A 15719-nucleotide genomic window follows, 5' to 3' on the forward strand; every position below is an offset into this window, starting at 1 on the left:
CCCCTGGTCTGGCCGCTGCGTGCGCCGGGCCCTCCTTCCCTTTCTGAAAGACGCAAACCATGAGCCGATTCTTTGGTGAGATCCGCCAGGTGGCCTACCTCGTGCCCGACATCGAGGCCGCCATGGACTACTGGGCCAACGTACTGGGCGTCGGGCCTTGGTACTACAACCCGCGCGTGCCGATCCAAAACTACACCTACCGCGGCGAGCGCCATGAACCGCACAACTCCGTGGCCCTGGCCAACGCGGGTGGCGTGCAGATCGAGCTCTTGCAGACGCGCAACGACGTGCCCTCCATGTACCGCGACTTCCAGCAGGCCGGCCATGTGGGCGGCCAGCACGTCGCGTACTGGACGGAGGATTTCGACGCCGACCTGGCGCGGGCCGAGGCCGCGGGCTTCAAGGTCTGCATGAGCGGCGAGGTGGGCGAGAACGGCCGCTTCGTCTACTTCGAGGACGGCAAGCACCCGGGGCTTCACCCCGGTGCGCTGATCGAGCTGTCCGAAGTGGCGGGGCCCAAGGGCCGGCTGTTCACGCTGATCCGCGAGGCGGCCAAGGGCTGGGACGGCAGCGACCCGGTGCGGCCTTTCCCCGACCTCAACACCCTCTGATCCCATGGACGCCCAGCATTTCGAAGCCACCTACCTGATCGAGACGCCGCTGGACCCGGCCCACGTGGCGGAGGTACTGGCGGGGGAGCAGTCGTGCGGCACCTTCACGCGTGTGGAGGGCGAGACCGATGCGCTGCGTGAGCGCGCGCGCGCCATGGTGGAGTCCATCGAGGAGCTCGAATCCGTGGCTGCCCCCAGCCTGCCCAACGGCTGGCTGGAGCGCCGTGCCTCAGCCGGCAAGCCCCTGGCTGGGCCGTTCCGGCGTGCGCGCATTCGGGTCCGCTTTCCGGTGGCCAATGTGGGCGCCAACCTGCCCACGCTGGCGGCCATGGTGTCGGGCAACCTGTTCGACCTGGGCGAGGTCACGGGTCTGCGACTCGAATCACTGCACCTGCCTGCGGAATACCGCACACGCTTCGACATGCCGCGCCAGGGTATCGCGGGCACCCGTGCGCTCACGGGGGTGCAGGGGCGCCCGCTCATCGGCACCATCGTCAAGCCCAACGTGGGCTTGTCGGCCGAGGAGACCGGGGCGCTGGCCGCCCGGCTGTGCGCGGCGGGCGTGGACTTCATCAAGGACGACGAGGTCTGCGCCGACCCCGTGCATGCCCCGCTGCAGGAGCGCGTTAGGGCCGTGATGCGCGCTGTGCGAGCGCACCAGGACCGCACGGGCAAGCACGTCATGGTGGCCTTCAACGTCACCGACGAGACGGACGCCATGCGCCGCCACGCCGACCTGGTGCAGGCCGAGGGCGGCAGCTGCGTGATGGCCAGCCTCAACTGGTGCGGCTACTCGGCTGTGCAGACCCTGCGCCGGCATACGCCGCTGGCGCTGCATGGCCACCGCAACGGCTATGGCGCGCTGTCGCGGCACCCGCTGCTGGGCTTCTCGTTCCAGGCCTGGCAGACCCTGTGGCGCCTGGCGGGAGTGGACCACATGCATGTGCACGGCCTGCAAGGCAAGTTCTCGCAGACCGACGACGAGGTGGTCGAGTCGGCCCACGACACGCTGGCCCCCCTTGCGCTGGGCCTGGACGATGCCGTGCTGCCCGCCGTCTCCAACGGCCAGTGGGCCGGCACCGTGCCGCTGACCTGGGAGCGCCTGCGCAGCACCGACCTGCTTTTCATGTCGGGCGGTGGCATCCTGGCCCACCCCGATGGCCCCGCAGCCGGGGTGGCAAGCATCCAGCAGGCCTGGGAGGCGGTGGCGGCGGGAACGCCCCTCGACCACTTCGCCCGGCACGCTCCCGAGCTGCAGCGCGCGCTCGGTTTCTTCGGCGCCAAGGCCTGAGTGTGGAGACCAGCGCATGATGGCTGCATCCACCGCCCGGCTGGGTTGGTACGGCGACGACTTCACCGGGGCCACCGACACCCTGGCCACGGCCGCCCAGGCGGGGCTGCGTGCCCTGCTGTTCATGGGCGTGCCCACGTCTGTGCAACTGCAGCGCGCAGGCCCGCTCGATGCCATCGGCATCGCCGGCGCGGCCCGCGCCATGGACCCCGAGGCCATGCGCGCCGAACTGGAGCCCGTGGGCCGCTTCTTCGCGCAGATGCGCGTGCCGGTGCTGCACTACAAGGTCTGCTCCACCTTCGATAGCGCGCCGCAGGTGGGCAGCATCGGCGTGGCGGTACACACGCTGCGCCAGCATGTGGAGAACCGCTTCGTCCCCATCGTCGGCGGCCAGCCCAGCCTGGGGCGCTACTGCGTGTTCGGTAACCTGTTCGCCCGCGCAGGGAGCGACCCTGCGGTGCATCGCATTGATCGGCACCCCACCATGAGCCGCCACCCGGTCACGCCCATGCAGGAGAGCGACCTGCGCCTGCACCTGGCGCAGCAGGCCCTGCAACCGGTGCCTGGAATCGATTACCCGCTGTACGCCCAGCCGCTGGCCCACCAGGAGGCGGCGCTCGATGCCATGCTGGCGGGGCACCCCGCTGCCGTGCTGATGGATGCCAGCCGCCCCGAGGACCTGCAGGCCGTGGGCCAACTGGTGTGGCGCCGGGCGCAGCAGGCGCGCCTGCTGGCGGTGGGCCCGAGCAGCGTGGTGCAGGCCCTGGCGACACAGTGGCCGCGCGCAGCGGCTGCGATGGACGCACGGCCATTGGCGGCGGCCCAGGGTCCTGTCTTCGTGCTGGCGGGCAGCCTGTCGCCGGTGACCGCCCAGCAGGTGCGCATGGCCGTTTCGTACGAGACGGTACCCGTCGATGTGGCAAGCCTGGTCGAGGGCGGCGATGCCGCTGCACAGGCCATGGCCGACCGCTTGGCTGCCTTGCTGCGGGATGGCCGCAGCGTGCTGGCGGTGACTGCGGGCAGCGCATCCGGCGGTGCCACGGCACACGCCGTGGCGCAGGCCGGCGGGCGAGTGCTGGCACGTGTGCTGGCACAGGTGGAGCTGCGCCGCATCGGCATCGCCGGGGGCGACACCTCCAGTCTCGCGGTGCAGTCGCTCGCGGCCTGGGGTTTGTCGTACCGGGCCTCGCTGTCGCCCGGCGTGGCGCTGTGCCAGCTGCACAGCGACCACCTGGCGCTCGACGGCCTGGAGATCATGCTCAAGGGGGGGCAGATGGGGCCTGAGGATCTCTTCGAGCGGCTGCTGCAAGGTGGGGCCTGAGGGTGCTGCCGGGCGCGGCAAGAAAGGGCCGGCCGCCTCTGGAGGGCGTGACCGGCCTGCTTGTTCAGGGGGCTGCTACGCGGCCGGCGGGGTCACGGGCACTGCGCTGCCTGTGCGAATGTTGAGAGAAACCCCAGGCGCTGAACCGCTGGCGTCGCCTGCGGTTGGTAGATGTACACGCTGGCCTGGTCAAGGGACGGCACTGCGGCATCGGCTCCCAGGCAGATCGCGCCGTTGGCGTAGCAGCGCAGGTAGAAGGGCGGCGCAGTGATGGTGCTCGTCGGGCTGGTCAAAATGGAGCGGAAGGAGTTTTCTGCCCAGTCCAGCACGCAGTCGGTGGGCTGGGCCAGGCCTGTACCCGTCACCGTGCGGGTCACGGCCGTTGCGCCGCGCACTGGGAAGACCAGGCGCGCCAGGCGGGAGCCCGGCTGCTTGGGGGAAAAGATCACCAGGGTGGAGCAGCCCTGGCCCGGCTGCAGCACGACGTTGCTGCAGCCATCGGAGCCGCCCGGGATCATGAAGTCGGCTGGGGCAATGGTGGGGCATCCCAGGGCTGCGCAGGTGGCCAGGGCGCTGTCCACACCGGCGGTACCCAGTTGCACCGCTGCGCTGGAGCGGTTGAACACCGAGAAATACTGCGTCGCGAAGGTGGAGTTGAGAGCGGCCTTGCCGAAGGTGTGGTCCTGCGGCGGGTCGGAGATCAGCACGTCCTGCGCTTGCGCCGACACGGCTGCCAGCGATAGAAGGGCCAGTGCGGCCAGCGACTTGCGGGAGAACAAGGGTGGGATCATGGCAATTCCTTGGGAAGAAGTCGGGGAAGATGCCAAGCGTGCCTCTGCCGTCCGGCGGCGTCAAGTCGGTTGCCACGCGCTGGCGTGCCGTAGATCACGCCAGCCTGCGTATTGGAGGTGTGCGCGCACTGCGGGCAGGAGACTTTGGTGCGCAATGGCTGGTCACCGCACGAGAAAAAGCCGGCAACCCCTGCGGGCTGCCGGCCTTGATCAGAAGCGGAAGCGGGTTACTTGGCCACCACGCGCACCATTTCCAGGCACTTGTTCGAGTAGCCCCATTCGTTGTCGTACCAGCTGACGATCTTCACGAAGGTGCCATCGAGCGCGATGCCGGCGTCGGCATCGAAGATCGAGGTGCGGGTGTCGCCGCGGAAGTCGGTAGCCACCACCTTGTCTTCGGTGTAGCCCAGCACGCCCTTGAGCGCGCCTTCGGACTGGGCCTTCATCTCGGCCTTGATCTCTTCGTAGGTGGCGGGGTTCTCCAACTCCACCGTCAGGTCGACCACGGAGACGTCGCTGGTGGGCACGCGGAAGGACATGCCGGTCAGCTTCTTGTTCAGCGCAGGGATCACCACGCCCACGGCCTTGGCAGCGCCGGTGCTCGAAGGGATGATGTTCTCCAGGATGCCGCGGCCGCCGCGCCAGTCCTTGTTGGAGGGGCCGTCCACCGTCTTTTGCGTGGCGGTGGCAGCATGCACCGTGGTCATCAGGCCGCGCTTGATGCCCCACTTGTCGTTGAGCACCTTGGCCACGGGGGCCAGGCAGTTGGTGGTACACGAGGCGTTGGAGACGATTGCCTCGCCCGTGTAGCTCGTGTGGTTCACGCCGTACACGAACATGGGGGTGTCGTCCTTCGAAGGCGCCGACAGGATGACCTTCTTCGCGCCGGCGTCCAGGTGCTTCTGGGCCGTGACCTTGTCCAGGAACAGGCCCGTGGATTCGATCACCACGTCCGCGCCGACCTCGTTCCACTTCAGGTTGGCGGGATCGCGCTCTTGCGTCAGGCGGATCTTCTTGCCGTTGACGATCAGCGTATTGCCTTCCACCGAGACTTCGCCCTTGAAGCGGCCGTGCACCGAGTCGTACTGCAGCATGTACGCCAGGTACTCGGGCTCCAGCAGGTCATTGATCGCAACGACTTCGATGTCGCTGAAATTCTGGATGGCGGAGCGCAGCACGTTGCGGCCGATGCGGCCAAAGCCGTTGATGCCAATCTTGATCGTCATTTCCAAGGTTCTCCAAACGTTAAGGAATCATGGTTGACACTGCGCCGCCTGCGCGAATGTCGAGAGGTATCCCAGGCGCTGCACCGAGGGGGTGGGCTGCGTCTGGTAGAAGTAGACACTGGGCTGGTCGAAGGTGGGTACGGCCGTGTCGGCACCCAGGCACATGGTGCCGTTGGCATAGCAGCGCAACTGGAAAGGCGATACGGTGGCCGTGCCGGTGGGCGTGGTCAGCAGCTGCGGGAAGCTTTTCTCGGCCCAGTCAAGCACGCAGTCCAGCGGCGTCGAGATGCCCGTGCCGTGCAGCGGGTACGTCGCCAGCGCCCCGCCAGCGCGCGACTGGACGATGAACTGGGAAATGCGCGCCCCGGGGGCGGTGGGGGTGAAGGCCACCAGAGTCGAGCAGCCCTGGTTGGGCTGCAGCACGGCGTTGGAGCAGCCGTCCGAGCCGGCCGGGATCAGGAAGTCCCCCTGCGCAACGACCGGGCAGCCAATGCCAGCGCAGGTCGCCAGGGCCGCACCGCTGGAAATCAACGTGCCCAGCTGCAGCGGCGCACTGCTGCGGTTGAACACCGAGAAGTACTGCGTGGAAAACGTGGCATTGAGCGGGACCTTGCCGAAATTGTGGCCCGCTGGCGGATCGGTGATCTCCACCTGGGCCTGTGCCGACAGGCAGGCCAGCGACAGCACGGCCAATGCGGCCAGCGACTTGCGGGGGAACAGGGTCGGGATCATGGCAGCTCCTTCAAAAAAGGGGGACGTCAATGAAAACGACTAGCGTGCCGGCCACATGTAACGGCGTCAAGCATGCAAAGAGGCCGCAACGTGCTGTAAGTCACGCGAAACCTCTGCATATTTGCACAATGTTACGTTCCTGCTCCGCCGCGCCCTGTCAGCGGCCGCCCTTGAGCACGGCCTGCACGGTGGCAGCCACGTTCTCTTCGGTGAAACCGAAGTGCTTGAACAGCACCGGTGCCGGAGCCGATTCGCCGTAGGTATCGAGACCCACGACGGCGGCGCAGCCATACTTCCACCAGCCATCGGTCACGCCCATTTCCACCGCCACGCGGGGGATGCCCGCGGGCAGCACAGACTTCTTGTACTTGGCGTCTTCGCGGTCGAAGGTCGTGTTGCTCGGCATGGAGACCACGCGCACGGCGATCTTGCGGTCGGCCAGCAGGCGCTGGGCCTTCAGCGCCAACTGCACTTCGGAGCCGGTGGCGATGATCACCGCCACGGCCTTCTTCTTGAGGCCCACGTCGGCCGGCTCGCTGAGCACATAGGCGCCGCGGCTGATGTCGCCCAGGTCGCGCTTGGGTGCGTAGGGCAGGTTCTGGCGCGAGAGCAGCAGGGCGGTCGGCTTGTCCTTGTTTGTCAGCGCCACGCTCCAGGCCACGGCGGTTTCGGCCGTATCGCCCGGGCGCCACACGTCCAGGTTGGGGATCAGGCGCAGGCTGGCGGCATGCTCCACCGACTGGTGGGTCGGGCCGTCCTCGCCCAGGCCGATGGAGTCGTGCGTGAACACGTGGATCACGCGCTGCTTCATCAGCGCGGCCATGCGGATGGCGTTGCGGCTGTAGTCGCTGAAGGTCAGGAAGGTGCCGCCGTACGGAATGAAGCCACCATGCAGCGCAATGCCGTTCATGATCGCGGCCATGCCGAATTCGCGCACGCCGTAGTTGATGTGGCGCCCGCCGATCTTCTGGCCTTCGGCCACTTCGGTCTTGACCACGTTGCCCTGCATGTCGAAACGCAGGTTGGGCGTGCTCTTGGTGTTGGTGAGGTTGGAGCCGGTCAGGTCGGCGCTGCCGCCGAGCAGCTCGGGCAGGGCGGCGGTGAAGGCTTCCAGTGCCAATTGGCTGGCCTTGCGGCTGGCCACGGTCTCGCCCTTGGTATGGGCGGCGATCACGGTGTCCACGGCCACCTGGGCGAAGTTGGCGGGCAACTGGCCCTGCATGCGGCGTGTGAGCTCGGCAGCCAGCTCGGGGAAGGCGGCGGTGTAGGCGGCAAAGCGCTCGTTCCAGGTCGCTTCAGCGGCCTGGCCGGTGTCCTTGGCGTTCCAGGCGGCGTACACGTCGTCAGGGATGCTGAAGGGTTCGTGGCTCCAGCCCAGGGCTTCGCGGGTCAGCGCGATTTCCTCGGCGCCCAGGGGCTCGCCGTGGGCCTTGGCGGTATTGGCGCGGTTCGGGCTGCCCTTGCCGATGTGCGTCTTGCAGACGATCAGGGTGGGGCGCTCGCCCTGTTTCTTGGCTTCGGCGATGGCGGCGGTGACCTTTTCGGCGTCGTGGCCGTCGATGGGGCCGATCACGTTCCAGCCGCTGGCCACGAAGCGCAGGGGCGTGTTGTCGGCGAACCAGGGGGCGACCTGGCCGTCGATGCTGATGCCGTTGTCGTCGTACAGCGCGATCAGCTTGTTGAGCTTCCAGGCGCCGGCCAGCGACACGGCCTCATGGCTGATGCCTTCCATCAGGCAGCCATCACCCAGGAAGACGTAGGTGTTGTGGTCCACGACGGCATGGCCTTCGCGGTTGAACTCGGAGGCCAGCAGTTTCTCGGCCAGGGCAAAGCCCACGGCATTGGTGATGCCCTGGCCCAGCGGGCCGGTGGTGGTTTCCACGCCGGGCGTGATGCCTACTTCGGGGTGGCCGGCGGTCTTGCTGTGCAGTTGGCGGAAGTTCTTGAGCTCGCCGATGGGCAGGTCGTAGCCCGTGAGGTGCAGCAGCGCGTACAGCAGCATGGAGCCGTGGCCATTGCTCAGCACGAAGCGGTCGCGGTCGAACCACTGGGGGTTGGTCGGGTTGTGCTTGAGGTGGCGACCCCACAGGGCCACGGCCATGTCGGCCATGCCCATCGGGGCGCCGGGGTGGCCTGAGTTGGCTTGTTGAACGGCGTCCATGGCCAGCGCGCGGATCGCGTTTGCCATTGGTTGGTTTTGCAGGGTGTTGGCCATGGAAGGGCGGCTCCGGGTGGGGGAGGTTCAGGGGAAACCCGGCATTTTACCGGTGCGCGCCCCTGGCCCTGCCGGCAGGCCTCGGGGAACCCCGCCAACCGGCCACGGCAAGCGCCAATGCACTACAGTGCAAGCCATGCAAGGACTGCACCTCACCGCCGATCTCCATGGCTGCCTCTGCGCCCCCGAATGGCTGCTGGACGCCGCCGCCCTGGGCCGTGCCTGCACGGACGCCGTGCGCGCTGCGGGCCTGCAGCCCGTGGGCCAGTTGTTCCATGGGTTTCCCGCCACGGAGCAGGGGCCGGGCGGGGTCACCGCCACGGTGCTGCTGGCCGAATCGCACCTGTGCGTGCACACCTGGCCCGAGCAGCGCGCCGTGACGCTGGACGTCTACGTCTGCAATTTTGGCGCCGACCATTCGGGCAAGGCGCGCGCGCTCATGGATGCGCTGCTGGCACTGTTCGAGCCCGCCAGCGTGCAGCGCCACGCGCTGCAGCGCGGTGCCGTGGGTGTCGCCGCGATGGAGGCCTCCGCATGAGCGCCGCAGCCCAGGTCCCGGCCCTGCTGCTGGCCGCCGGCCGCGGCGAGCGCATGCGCCCGCTGACTGACACCACCCCCAAGCCCCTGCTGCCAGTGCAGGGCCAGCCGCTGCTGGTATGGCACCTGCAGGCCCTGGCAGAGGCCGGCGTGGGCGAGGTGGTGATCAACACCGCCTGGCTGGGCGAGCAGATCGAAGCCCACTGCGGCACCGCCTTCGGCACGCACCACTCACGCCGGGGCAACCACCGGATCGAGATCGCCTACTCCCGCGAGGGCCGCGACTTCGGCGGCGCGCTGGAGACGGCGGGTGGCATTGCGCGCGCGCTGCCGCTGGTGGAGTCGGACGTGTTCTGGCTCGCGGCCGGGGACGTGTACGTGCCGGACTTCGTGTTTGATGCGAAGGCAGTGCAAGCCTTCAAGGCCAGCAGGCAGCTGGCCCACCTGTGGCTGGTGCCCAACCCGGAGCACCATCCACGCGGCGATTTCGGCATGTCGCCCGAGGGGCTGGCGCTGAACCTGCCGGCCGATGACCCAGCGCCGCGCTACACCTACAGCACCATCGCGCTGCTGCATGCAGAGCTATTTTTCACGCCTTGGTGCGACATTCCGGTCGGAAACCCCGGGGGTGAGAAGGCGGCTCTGGCGCCGCTGCTGCGCCGGGCCATGGACGCGGGCCGCGTGGGCGCCTCGCTCTACAACGGCCGCTGGACCGACGTGGGTACGCCCGAGCGTCTGGCAGAACTCAACCGCTGAACCAGAGGCTCACTGCCCCGGGCTGGGGGTTCCCGCATGGGCGGGTTGCACGGTGATGGCCGGGCCGTTCTCGCAGGCACGCAGCAGCCATTCGCTGGGCCGAAAGCGCGCCTCGGGCCCATCGGGCGCAGGCTTGCCGACTTCCGCCTGCACGTCGTAGGGGATAGGCGGTACCTGGAACACGGCCACCTGCCCCTTGCGGCAGGCCAGCGCGGGCACGAGCTTGTGCACCACCCAGCCCTGGGTGTTGCTGTCGAAGCGGTAGACGGGGCCCAACGTCTGGTCCTGCGCCAGTTCCAGGCGCATGGGGGTGGTCTGCAGTGCGCTCGCCCAGGCACCGGCAATCTCCACGGGCTGCGCAAAGCGCACCGATTCCAGTCCATGCAATGCAACCGGCTTGCCAAGCTCGCCCTTGTCGAACGGATCGGTGCGGTTGACGAGGCTGCCCGCCGGGATCAGCAGTTCGCCGTACTGGAAGTCCTGCGGCAGCACGAACCGCTCCCTGCTGGCACGAACGACGGCTCCGTCCAGCCGTGCCTGCCGGGCGCTGTTCGCCAGGTACCACTGCAGCACGATCAGGGCATTGCAGAGGACGGCCACGGCACACAGCACCTGGAGTGCGCGCCGGGTGAGCAGCCACTTGTGCGGGACGTTGATCCAGCGTGCGTAGACGCCGTAGGCCAGCAGGGCTGCGGTCAAGACCAGGCCCAGCAACGGCAGCAGCATGGTCAGGATGAAATTCAGCAGGGACGCAAGCAGGTTGAGCATGGTGCTTGAGTCTGCCACGCCCATGGGCTGGGCCGCCTGGCTGCAGGGCTTTGCGTGGCGCACAAGCCACGCGGGGCTGTGCGCCGAGCCCGGCCAAGCCGGGCTACCGGATCACTCGGCGGCGTGGCTGGCAGGCGCCGGCGCGGTCTGCGGCGGGTTGCCCAGCATGCCGGCCAGGCTGTGCGCCAGGCCGGTGATGCCTTCGTTGGACAGGCCCGCGTCCTTCATCACCGCGTCCACGATGGGCTTGGCGATCTGGTACTGCAGGGCCGAGTTCATGACCTGCTCGGGAAAGGTGCCCTGTGCCCCACTGCCGCCTTGCCCCGTACCATGGCCTCCCGAGCCGCCGGGCAGACCGCCCACCTGCACGATGCGGATCGAGTCGATCTTCTCCATCGGGCGCACGGCCTGCTGGATGATCAGCGGCAACTGCTGCAGCAGCAGGCTGCGCACCTGCAGGTCCACCTGCGCGGCCGACAGGGTGTTGAGCGCCTCGTTCAGCGCGCGCTTGCCTTCGGCTTCGGCCAGGGCTGCCGCCTGGCGCGCGCGGGCCTCGATGGTGATGGCCTCGGCACGGTCCAGGGCGGCCTCCTTCTCGGCCGATGCCGAGACCTTGACCGAGATGGCGCTCTGCTCGGCGTCCTTGGATGCCTCGATCAGCTGGATGTTCTTGTCGCGTTCGGCCACGGCCACCTGGCGCGCGGTGTTCACGGCTTCCTCGGCCTTCACGGCCTCGGCGCGCGCCAGGTTGGCGGCGGCGTCGGCATCGGACTGTTCGCGCGACTTGTTGGCAATCGCGATCTGCGTGTCCTGGCGCGCGATCTCCACCTGCTTGCGTTGTTCGGCGCGCTTGGTCTCGGTGTGGCGCTCCAGTTCGATCTCGCGCGTCTGGATCACCAGGTTCTTCTCGATCTCGGCGGCCTTGATCTCGCGCTCGGCCTCGATGCGCTTTTGGCTCACCTGGCGCTCGGCCTCGATCTTGGCGGCCTCGGCTTCACGGCTGCGCTCGGCTTGCTGCGTGGCGATCAGCGCGGCCTGCTCGGCGCGGGTGTTCTCGATTTCGCGCTTTTGCGACAGCGAGGCGAACTCCTGGTCCTTCTCGATGGTGAGCTTCTGGCGCGTGGCCTCCAGGTCCTTGGTGCGCACCTGCACCTCGGTGTCCTGCTCCACGTCGTTGCGTTGCTTGCGGCGGGCTTCGGTCTGTTCGGTCAGGCGCGTCAGGCCCTCGGCGTCAAAGGCGTTGTTGGGGTTGAAGAACTGCTTGTCGGTCTGGTCCAGGCTGGTCAGCGACACGGATTCGAGCTCCAGCCCGTTCTTCTCCAGGTCTTCGGCCACGGCGTTCTGCACGGCCTGCACGAAGTCGCGGCGCTTGTCCTGCAGCTCCTGGATGGTCATCGTGGCGGCCGTGGCGCGCAGCGAGTCCACGAACTTGTCTTCCACCAGCGCCTTGAGTTCCTCGGGGCTCATGGTGCGCGCGCCCAGGGTCTGGGCGGCGATGCTCACGGCTTCCTCGGTCTGCTTGACGCGCACGAAGAAGGCCGCCGTCACGTCCACGCGCATGCGGTCCTTGGTGATCAGGCTTTCCTTGGCGCGGCGCACCACTTCGAGCTTCAGGGTGTTCATGTTCACCAGCACGCGCTCGTGGAACACCGGCAGCAGGATGGCGCCGCCGTCCATGATGACCTTCTGGCCACCCAGGCCGGTGCGCACGAAGGCGGTTTCCTTGGTGGAGCGCTTGTACAGGCGCGCAAAGACGATGCCGATGGTCAGCAGCGCCAGCAGGGCAATGGCGGCGATTACGCCCAGTTCGAACAGGTTGGTCATTTCTCGGTGGCTCCCTCGGTTGGTGTTGGTATGGTGCTGGGAATGTGCGGCTACATCAAGCCCGGGTGCGGGTTGGCGATGCAGCGGTAGAAGGCCCCGGCCTTGCGCACGATGAGGATCTGCGCGCCTTCGTCGAAGACCTCGTCGTCCAGGTCGGGCTCCACCATCAGGTAGTGGGTGCGGCCATGGGCGTCGCGCACGCGCGCCTGGGCCGCCAGGCCACGGCGTGCCGCCCCGGCGGAGACAACGCCGTGCCGCCCGATCAGCGACATCTCGCTCACGGCCGAGGTCTCGTCGCGCGGAATGATGTGCGCGATCAGCGCGCCCAGGCTGCGCACAGTGGCCATGCCGGGCGCCACGGCCACCAGGCCCGCCAGCCACACGGGCAGGTAGCCGCCCAGCAGGCCATGGGCCACCTTCTGCAGGCTGTAGCCGAAGATGGCATAGCCCATGAGGAACAGCACCAGCAGCACCAGCGAGGGCACCTTGCCGATGTACAGCCAGCCCAGCACCCGGTCCAGTCCGGTGTCACCGTCGATGTCGGGCAGCAGGTCGTCGAGCCAGTTGCTCGGGCTCAGCGAGACCAGCATGCCCAGGCCTTCGATCAGCGCGATGCCGACGATGAGCGCAAAGGCCACGCCGAAGGGCCAGGTCTCCGGAGCGGTGAACAGGCCGACGATCACGGCTGGCCCGTCTTCAAACGTGCCATGCGCTCGGCGATCTTGTGGTCGCGCACCAGGTCATCGAGCTCCCTGAGCTTGGCGGCCTGGTCCAGCGTGTGGCTGCGGTCGGTGCCCGACAGGCCGGTCTGGCGCGCATACAGGCGGTCGAAGGCGCCGGTGACGGCGTCCATGCGGCTGGCAGGGCTGGCGCTGCCCGGTGCTGCTGCAGCGGGGGCTGGCGCCGCACTGGCACGGCTTTGGCGAAAACCTTCGAGGGCATCGGCCATCTCGCGCTGCTTGGCCAGCAGGGCGGCCACATAGCCCGTGAGTTCGCTCTCCTGCCGGGCGAAGTCGGCCAGGGTGGTCTCCAGCACCGGGATCTGCGCCTCGATGTCGAGCTGGCGCGCCACCGCAGCGCGCGCCAGGTCTTCGCGGCCGGCCGCCAGTGCCTGGTCGATCTGCTCCGCGAGTTTGCCGTGCTGTCCGTTGAGGTGGGCATGCTGCTGCTGGGCCAGGTGGCGGTTGGCACTGGTGCGGCCGAGCTCATGGCGCACTTCGCCGATCACGGTGTCGGCCTCGCGCAGCGATTGCTCCATCACCGCCAACGGGGCATGGTTCTCCAGGTGGTCCACCAGCGCATGCACGCTGCCGGCGATGATGCGGCCGACACGTGTCTTGAGCGAATCTGCCATCTCAGGCTCCTTTCGAAAGAGGGGATTGAATGGTCTGGGCCAGCTCCAGGGTCGCGGCGGCATGGCGCTGTACAACGCCTGGATCGTACGCGCTGGCCTGCGCGGTGGTTGCCTGGCGCAGCAGCATCTCACTGAGCGCAAAGCCCCGGCGCACCAGCAGGTCTTCGAGCCGCGCGGCCTCCTGCTCCGAGGCCGGGGCGTTGCTCACGACGATGGCCAGGCAGGTCGTGACATGGTCCAGCATGGCGTTGAGTACGTCCGAATGCCGGCCCGTCTGGCCCTCGGTGCGCACCAGGGACTCGCGCAACCGGCCCGTGGTGTCGCGCGCCCAGGCATGGGCGGCCACGTAGTCCAGCGCACCGTCGTGGTGGCGCTTGAGCTGGCCCAGCAGCACCCGCAGCTTGTCGCTGTTGGTGGTGGCGCCCTCCACCTGCAGCTGCGCCAGCCAGAGGTAGAGGTCGCTCGGTATCCGTGCGGAGAGGGGCTCCATCGTGGTGGAGGTGGTGACCATGGCGTCCATCCGGAAGTGGTTTGAATGCGATGGTATTCATATGAATACGTTTGTCAACAGCGAGATGCGCTGTTGGGTTTTTGGAATTGTTTGCAAGGTGGATGGCCTGAGGACAGGAGGGGCAGCGGATTCGCGATAAAAATAGCGGATGAACTCACCGTCCTCGCATTCCCTCTATGCCCAGCGCCGCGCGCGCCTTGCTGCCCAGCTGGGTGCGGGGGGCATCGCCATCGTCCCCACGGCCCCTGAGTACCCGCGCAACCGTGACACCGACTTCCTGTACCGCCACGACAGCTACTTCTACTACCTGACCGGGTTTGCCGAAGCGGGGGCTTGCCTGGTGATCACGGCCGAGGGGCAGAGCACGCTGTTCTGCCGCCCCAAAGACCTGGAGCGCGAGATCTGGGACGGCTACCGCCTGGGCCCGGAGGCGGCGCCTGGTGTGCTCGGGATGGACGCAGCCCATTCCAGCGCTGTGCTCGATGCACAACTGCCCCGCCTGCTCGAGAACCGCCAGAGCGTGTGGTACCCGCACGCCATCCACAACGGCCTGGCCGAGCGCGTGGAAGGCTGGCTCAATGCCGTGCGGGCGCGGGTGCGCTACGGCGCGCAGTGCCCTGCCGTGCAGCAGGACCTGTGCGGGCCGCTCGACGAGATGCGCCTCATCAAGGACGCGCACGAGCAGGACATCATGCGCCGCGCCAGCCAGATCAGCGCCCAGGGCCACATCCGCGCCATGCAGCGCTCGGCCCGCATGCTGCGTGCCGGCGAGGACGTGCGCGAATACCACCTCGACGCCGAGCTGCTGCATGCCTTCCGCGATGGCGGTTCGCAGTACCCGGCCTACGGCTCCATCGTGGCGGCCGGTGCCAACGCCTGCGTGCTGCACTACCGCGCCGATGCCGCTCCCGTGCGCGACGGCGAGCTGGTGCTGATCGATGCCGGCTGCGAGCTTGACGGCTATGCCAGCGACATCACGCGCACCTTTCCGGCCAATGGCCGCTTCACCGGGCCGCAGCGCGCGCTGTACGACCTGGTGTTGGCCAGCCAGGTCGCGGCCGTGGACGCCACCCGTGCCGGCGCCCGCTTCAACGACCCGCACGACGCCACGATCACTGTACTGGCGCAGGGCTTGCTGGACCTGGGCCTGCTCGACGCCAACAAGGTGGGCACGGTGCAGGACGTGATCGACAAGCGCGCCTACTTCCCGTTCTACATGCACCGCACCAGCCATTGGCTGGGCATGGACGTGCACGATTGCGGCAGCTACGTGGAACCCGGTGAGACCGATAGGACCACCGAGCGCAAGGACCCGCTCTCGGGCGAGACCATCCTCAATCGCCCGAGCCGCGTGCTGCAGCCCGGCATGGTGCTGACCATCGAGCCGGGCCTGTACGTGCGCGCGGCGGAGGGCGTGCCCGCGCAGTTCCACGGCATCGGCATCCGCATCGAGGACGATGCCATCGTCACTGCCACCGGTTGTGAGCTGATCACGCGCGGCGTGCCGGTGGATGCGGACGAGATCGAGGCGCTGATGCGCGCTTGATGCTATTTGTACTAGTACAAAACAATACAAACGGGCTCCCAAGGGAGCCCGTTTGTATTGGATGCACATGCCTTTGCGAGAAGGCTTGTGCCTGACCGTGAATTTACATCGAGCCGATTTCGCCCGAAGAAATCTGGCCGGTGCGCACGGCATCAGCGGCGGCTGCACGCACAGCAGCACGGTCAGCCGTCGACTTGTAGGTCACCACACGCGAACCAGCGGGTTCGGTGCTGCGG

15 protein-coding genes and 1 pseudogene are annotated in these 15719 nt (G+C 67.9%); 6 read left to right on the forward strand and 10 right to left on the reverse strand.

Annotation, left to right across the window (positions count from 1 at the left end; genetic code table 11):
* The first annotated feature begins 59 nt into the window (after positions 1-59).
* The 3 genes from ASE28_RS14670 to ASE28_RS14680 are packed head-to-tail and all read left to right on the forward strand — an operon-like array spanning position 60 to position 3223.
* On the forward strand, positions 60-611 hold the full coding sequence (locus tag ASE28_RS14670) for a VOC family protein (protein ID WP_057200735.1): 552 nt from the start codon (positions 60-62) through the stop codon (positions 609-611).
* 4 nt (positions 612-615) lie between these two features.
* A complete protein-coding gene (locus tag ASE28_RS14675; RefSeq protein ID WP_057267224.1) occupies positions 616-1902 on the forward strand; it encodes a ribulose-bisphosphate carboxylase large subunit family protein in 1287 nt (428 codons plus the stop codon).
* 16 nt (positions 1903-1918) lie between these two features.
* Positions 1919-3223: a four-carbon acid sugar kinase family protein gene (locus ASE28_RS14680; RefSeq protein WP_057267225.1), complete on the forward strand. Its 1305-nt coding sequence runs from the start codon at positions 1919-1921 to the stop codon at positions 3221-3223.
* A 92-nt stretch (positions 3224-3315) separates the two neighbouring features.
* Here the strand turns inward: ASE28_RS14680 and ASE28_RS14685 are convergent, their stop codons facing one another.
* The 4 genes from ASE28_RS14685 to tkt all read right to left on the reverse strand — a co-directional run bounded on the left by ASE28_RS14685 (position 3316) and on the right by tkt (position 8187).
* Positions 3316-4014, reverse strand: a complete 699-nt coding sequence (locus tag ASE28_RS14685) for a hypothetical protein (protein ID WP_057267226.1) — start codon at positions 4012-4014, stop codon at positions 3316-3318.
* Positions 4015-4241: 227 nt separating this feature from the next.
* Positions 4242-5240, reverse strand: coding sequence for a type I glyceraldehyde-3-phosphate dehydrogenase (gene gap, locus ASE28_RS14690; protein ID WP_057267227.1), 999 nt, complete (start codon positions 5238-5240; stop codon positions 4242-4244).
* A 27-nt stretch (positions 5241-5267) separates the two neighbouring features.
* The gene (locus tag ASE28_RS14695) at positions 5268-5972 is read right to left on the reverse strand and encodes a hypothetical protein (RefSeq protein ID WP_057200739.1); all 705 of its coding nucleotides are present in this window, start codon (positions 5970-5972) and stop codon (positions 5268-5270) included.
* 157 nt (positions 5973-6129) lie between these two features.
* Positions 6130-8187 (reverse strand): transketolase, encoded by a 2058-nt coding sequence (gene tkt / locus ASE28_RS14700; RefSeq protein WP_057267228.1) that lies wholly within the window; start codon positions 8185-8187, stop codon positions 6130-6132.
* A 136-nt stretch (positions 8188-8323) separates the two neighbouring features.
* Between tkt and ASE28_RS14705 the strand changes: the two genes are divergently transcribed.
* Together ASE28_RS14705 and ASE28_RS14710 are read left to right on the forward strand one after the other, a co-directional pair.
* Entirely contained in the window at positions 8324-8725 is a 402-nt protein-coding gene (locus ASE28_RS14705) for an S-adenosylmethionine decarboxylase family protein (RefSeq protein ID WP_057267229.1), read from the forward strand.
* Positions 8722-9480 (forward strand): nucleotidyltransferase family protein, encoded by a 759-nt coding sequence (locus ASE28_RS14710; protein WP_057267230.1) that lies wholly within the window; start codon positions 8722-8724, stop codon positions 9478-9480. The genes ASE28_RS14705 and ASE28_RS14710 overlap by 4 nt, the downstream gene beginning before the upstream one ends.
* A 9-nt stretch (positions 9481-9489) precedes the next feature.
* Here ASE28_RS14710 and ASE28_RS14715 read toward each other — a convergent pair whose 3' ends face one another.
* The 5 genes from ASE28_RS14715 to ASE28_RS14735 form a co-directional block, all read right to left on the reverse strand.
* Positions 9490-10248: a hypothetical protein gene (locus ASE28_RS14715; RefSeq protein ID WP_057267317.1), complete on the reverse strand. Its 759-nt coding sequence runs from the start codon at positions 10246-10248 to the stop codon at positions 9490-9492.
* A 111-nt stretch (positions 10249-10359) separates the two neighbouring features.
* Positions 10360-12072, reverse strand: a complete 1713-nt coding sequence (locus ASE28_RS14720; protein WP_057200743.1) for a flotillin family protein — start codon at positions 12070-12072, stop codon at positions 10360-10362.
* 50 nt (positions 12073-12122) lie between these two features.
* A complete protein-coding gene (locus ASE28_RS14725) occupies positions 12123-12755 on the reverse strand; it encodes a YqiJ family protein (protein WP_057267231.1) in 633 nt (210 codons plus the stop codon).
* Entirely contained in the window at positions 12752-13426 is a 675-nt protein-coding gene (locus ASE28_RS14730; RefSeq protein WP_057267232.1) for a PspA/IM30 family protein, read from the reverse strand. Before ASE28_RS14730 ends, ASE28_RS14725 begins: the two co-directional genes overlap by 4 nt.
* Position 13427: 1 nt before the next feature.
* Positions 13428-13937 carry a hypothetical protein gene (locus ASE28_RS14735; RefSeq protein WP_057267318.1) on the reverse strand — a complete coding sequence of 170 codons (510 nt, stop codon included), beginning with the start codon at positions 13935-13937 and terminating at the stop codon, positions 13428-13430.
* Positions 13938-14085: 148 nt separating this feature from the next.
* Between ASE28_RS14735 and ASE28_RS14740 the strand changes: the two genes are divergently transcribed.
* Entirely contained in the window at positions 14086-15483 is a 1398-nt protein-coding gene (locus tag ASE28_RS14740; RefSeq protein ID WP_057267233.1) for an aminopeptidase P N-terminal domain-containing protein, read from the forward strand.
* A gap of 103 nt (positions 15484-15586) precedes the next feature.
* Here the strand turns inward: ASE28_RS14740 and ASE28_RS33070 are convergent.
* Positions 15587-15719 (reverse strand): annotated as a pseudogene (locus tag ASE28_RS33070) (DUF4148 domain-containing protein); the annotation flags it as partial.

Source organism: Acidovorax sp. Root219 (genome assembly GCF_001428665.1).
In the GTDB taxonomy this organism is placed as follows: domain Bacteria; phylum Pseudomonadota; class Gammaproteobacteria; order Burkholderiales; family Burkholderiaceae_C; genus Acidovorax.

Coding starts and splice junctions, on each gene's coding strand:
- ASE28_RS14670 (WP_057200735.1), top strand. CDS start 60: ATGAGCCGATTCTTTGGTGAGATCCGCCAGGTGGCCTACCTCGTGCCC.
- ASE28_RS14675 (WP_057267224.1), top strand. CDS start 616: ATGGACGCCCAGCATTTCGAAGCCACCTACCTGATCGAGACGCCGCTG.
- ASE28_RS14680 (WP_057267225.1), top strand. CDS start 1,919: ATGATGGCTGCATCCACCGCCCGGCTGGGTTGGTACGGCGACGACTTC.
- ASE28_RS14685 (WP_057267226.1), bottom strand. CDS start 4,014: ATGATCCCACCCTTGTTCTCCCGCAAGTCGCTGGCCGCACTGGCCCTT.
- gap (WP_057267227.1), bottom strand. CDS start 5,240: ATGACGATCAAGATTGGCATCAACGGCTTTGGCCGCATCGGCCGCAAC.
- ASE28_RS14695 (WP_057200739.1), bottom strand. CDS start 5,972: ATGATCCCGACCCTGTTCCCCCGCAAGTCGCTGGCCGCATTGGCCGTG.
- tkt (WP_057267228.1), bottom strand. CDS start 8,187: ATGGCCAACACCCTGCAAAACCAACCAATGGCAAACGCGATCCGCGCG.
- ASE28_RS14705 (WP_057267229.1), top strand. CDS start 8,324: ATGCAAGGACTGCACCTCACCGCCGATCTCCATGGCTGCCTCTGCGCC.
- ASE28_RS14710 (WP_057267230.1), top strand. CDS start 8,722: ATGAGCGCCGCAGCCCAGGTCCCGGCCCTGCTGCTGGCCGCCGGCCGC.
- ASE28_RS14715 (WP_057267317.1), bottom strand. CDS start 10,248: ATGCTCAACCTGCTTGCGTCCCTGCTGAATTTCATCCTGACCATGCTG.
- ASE28_RS14720 (WP_057200743.1), bottom strand. CDS start 12,072: ATGACCAACCTGTTCGAACTGGGCGTAATCGCCGCCATTGCCCTGCTG.
- ASE28_RS14730 (WP_057267232.1), bottom strand. CDS start 13,426: ATGGCAGATTCGCTCAAGACACGTGTCGGCCGCATCATCGCCGGCAGC.
- ASE28_RS14735 (WP_057267318.1), bottom strand. CDS start 13,937: ATGGTCACCACCTCCACCACGATGGAGCCCCTCTCCGCACGGATACCG.
- ASE28_RS14740 (WP_057267233.1), top strand. CDS start 14,086: ATGAACTCACCGTCCTCGCATTCCCTCTATGCCCAGCGCCGCGCGCGC.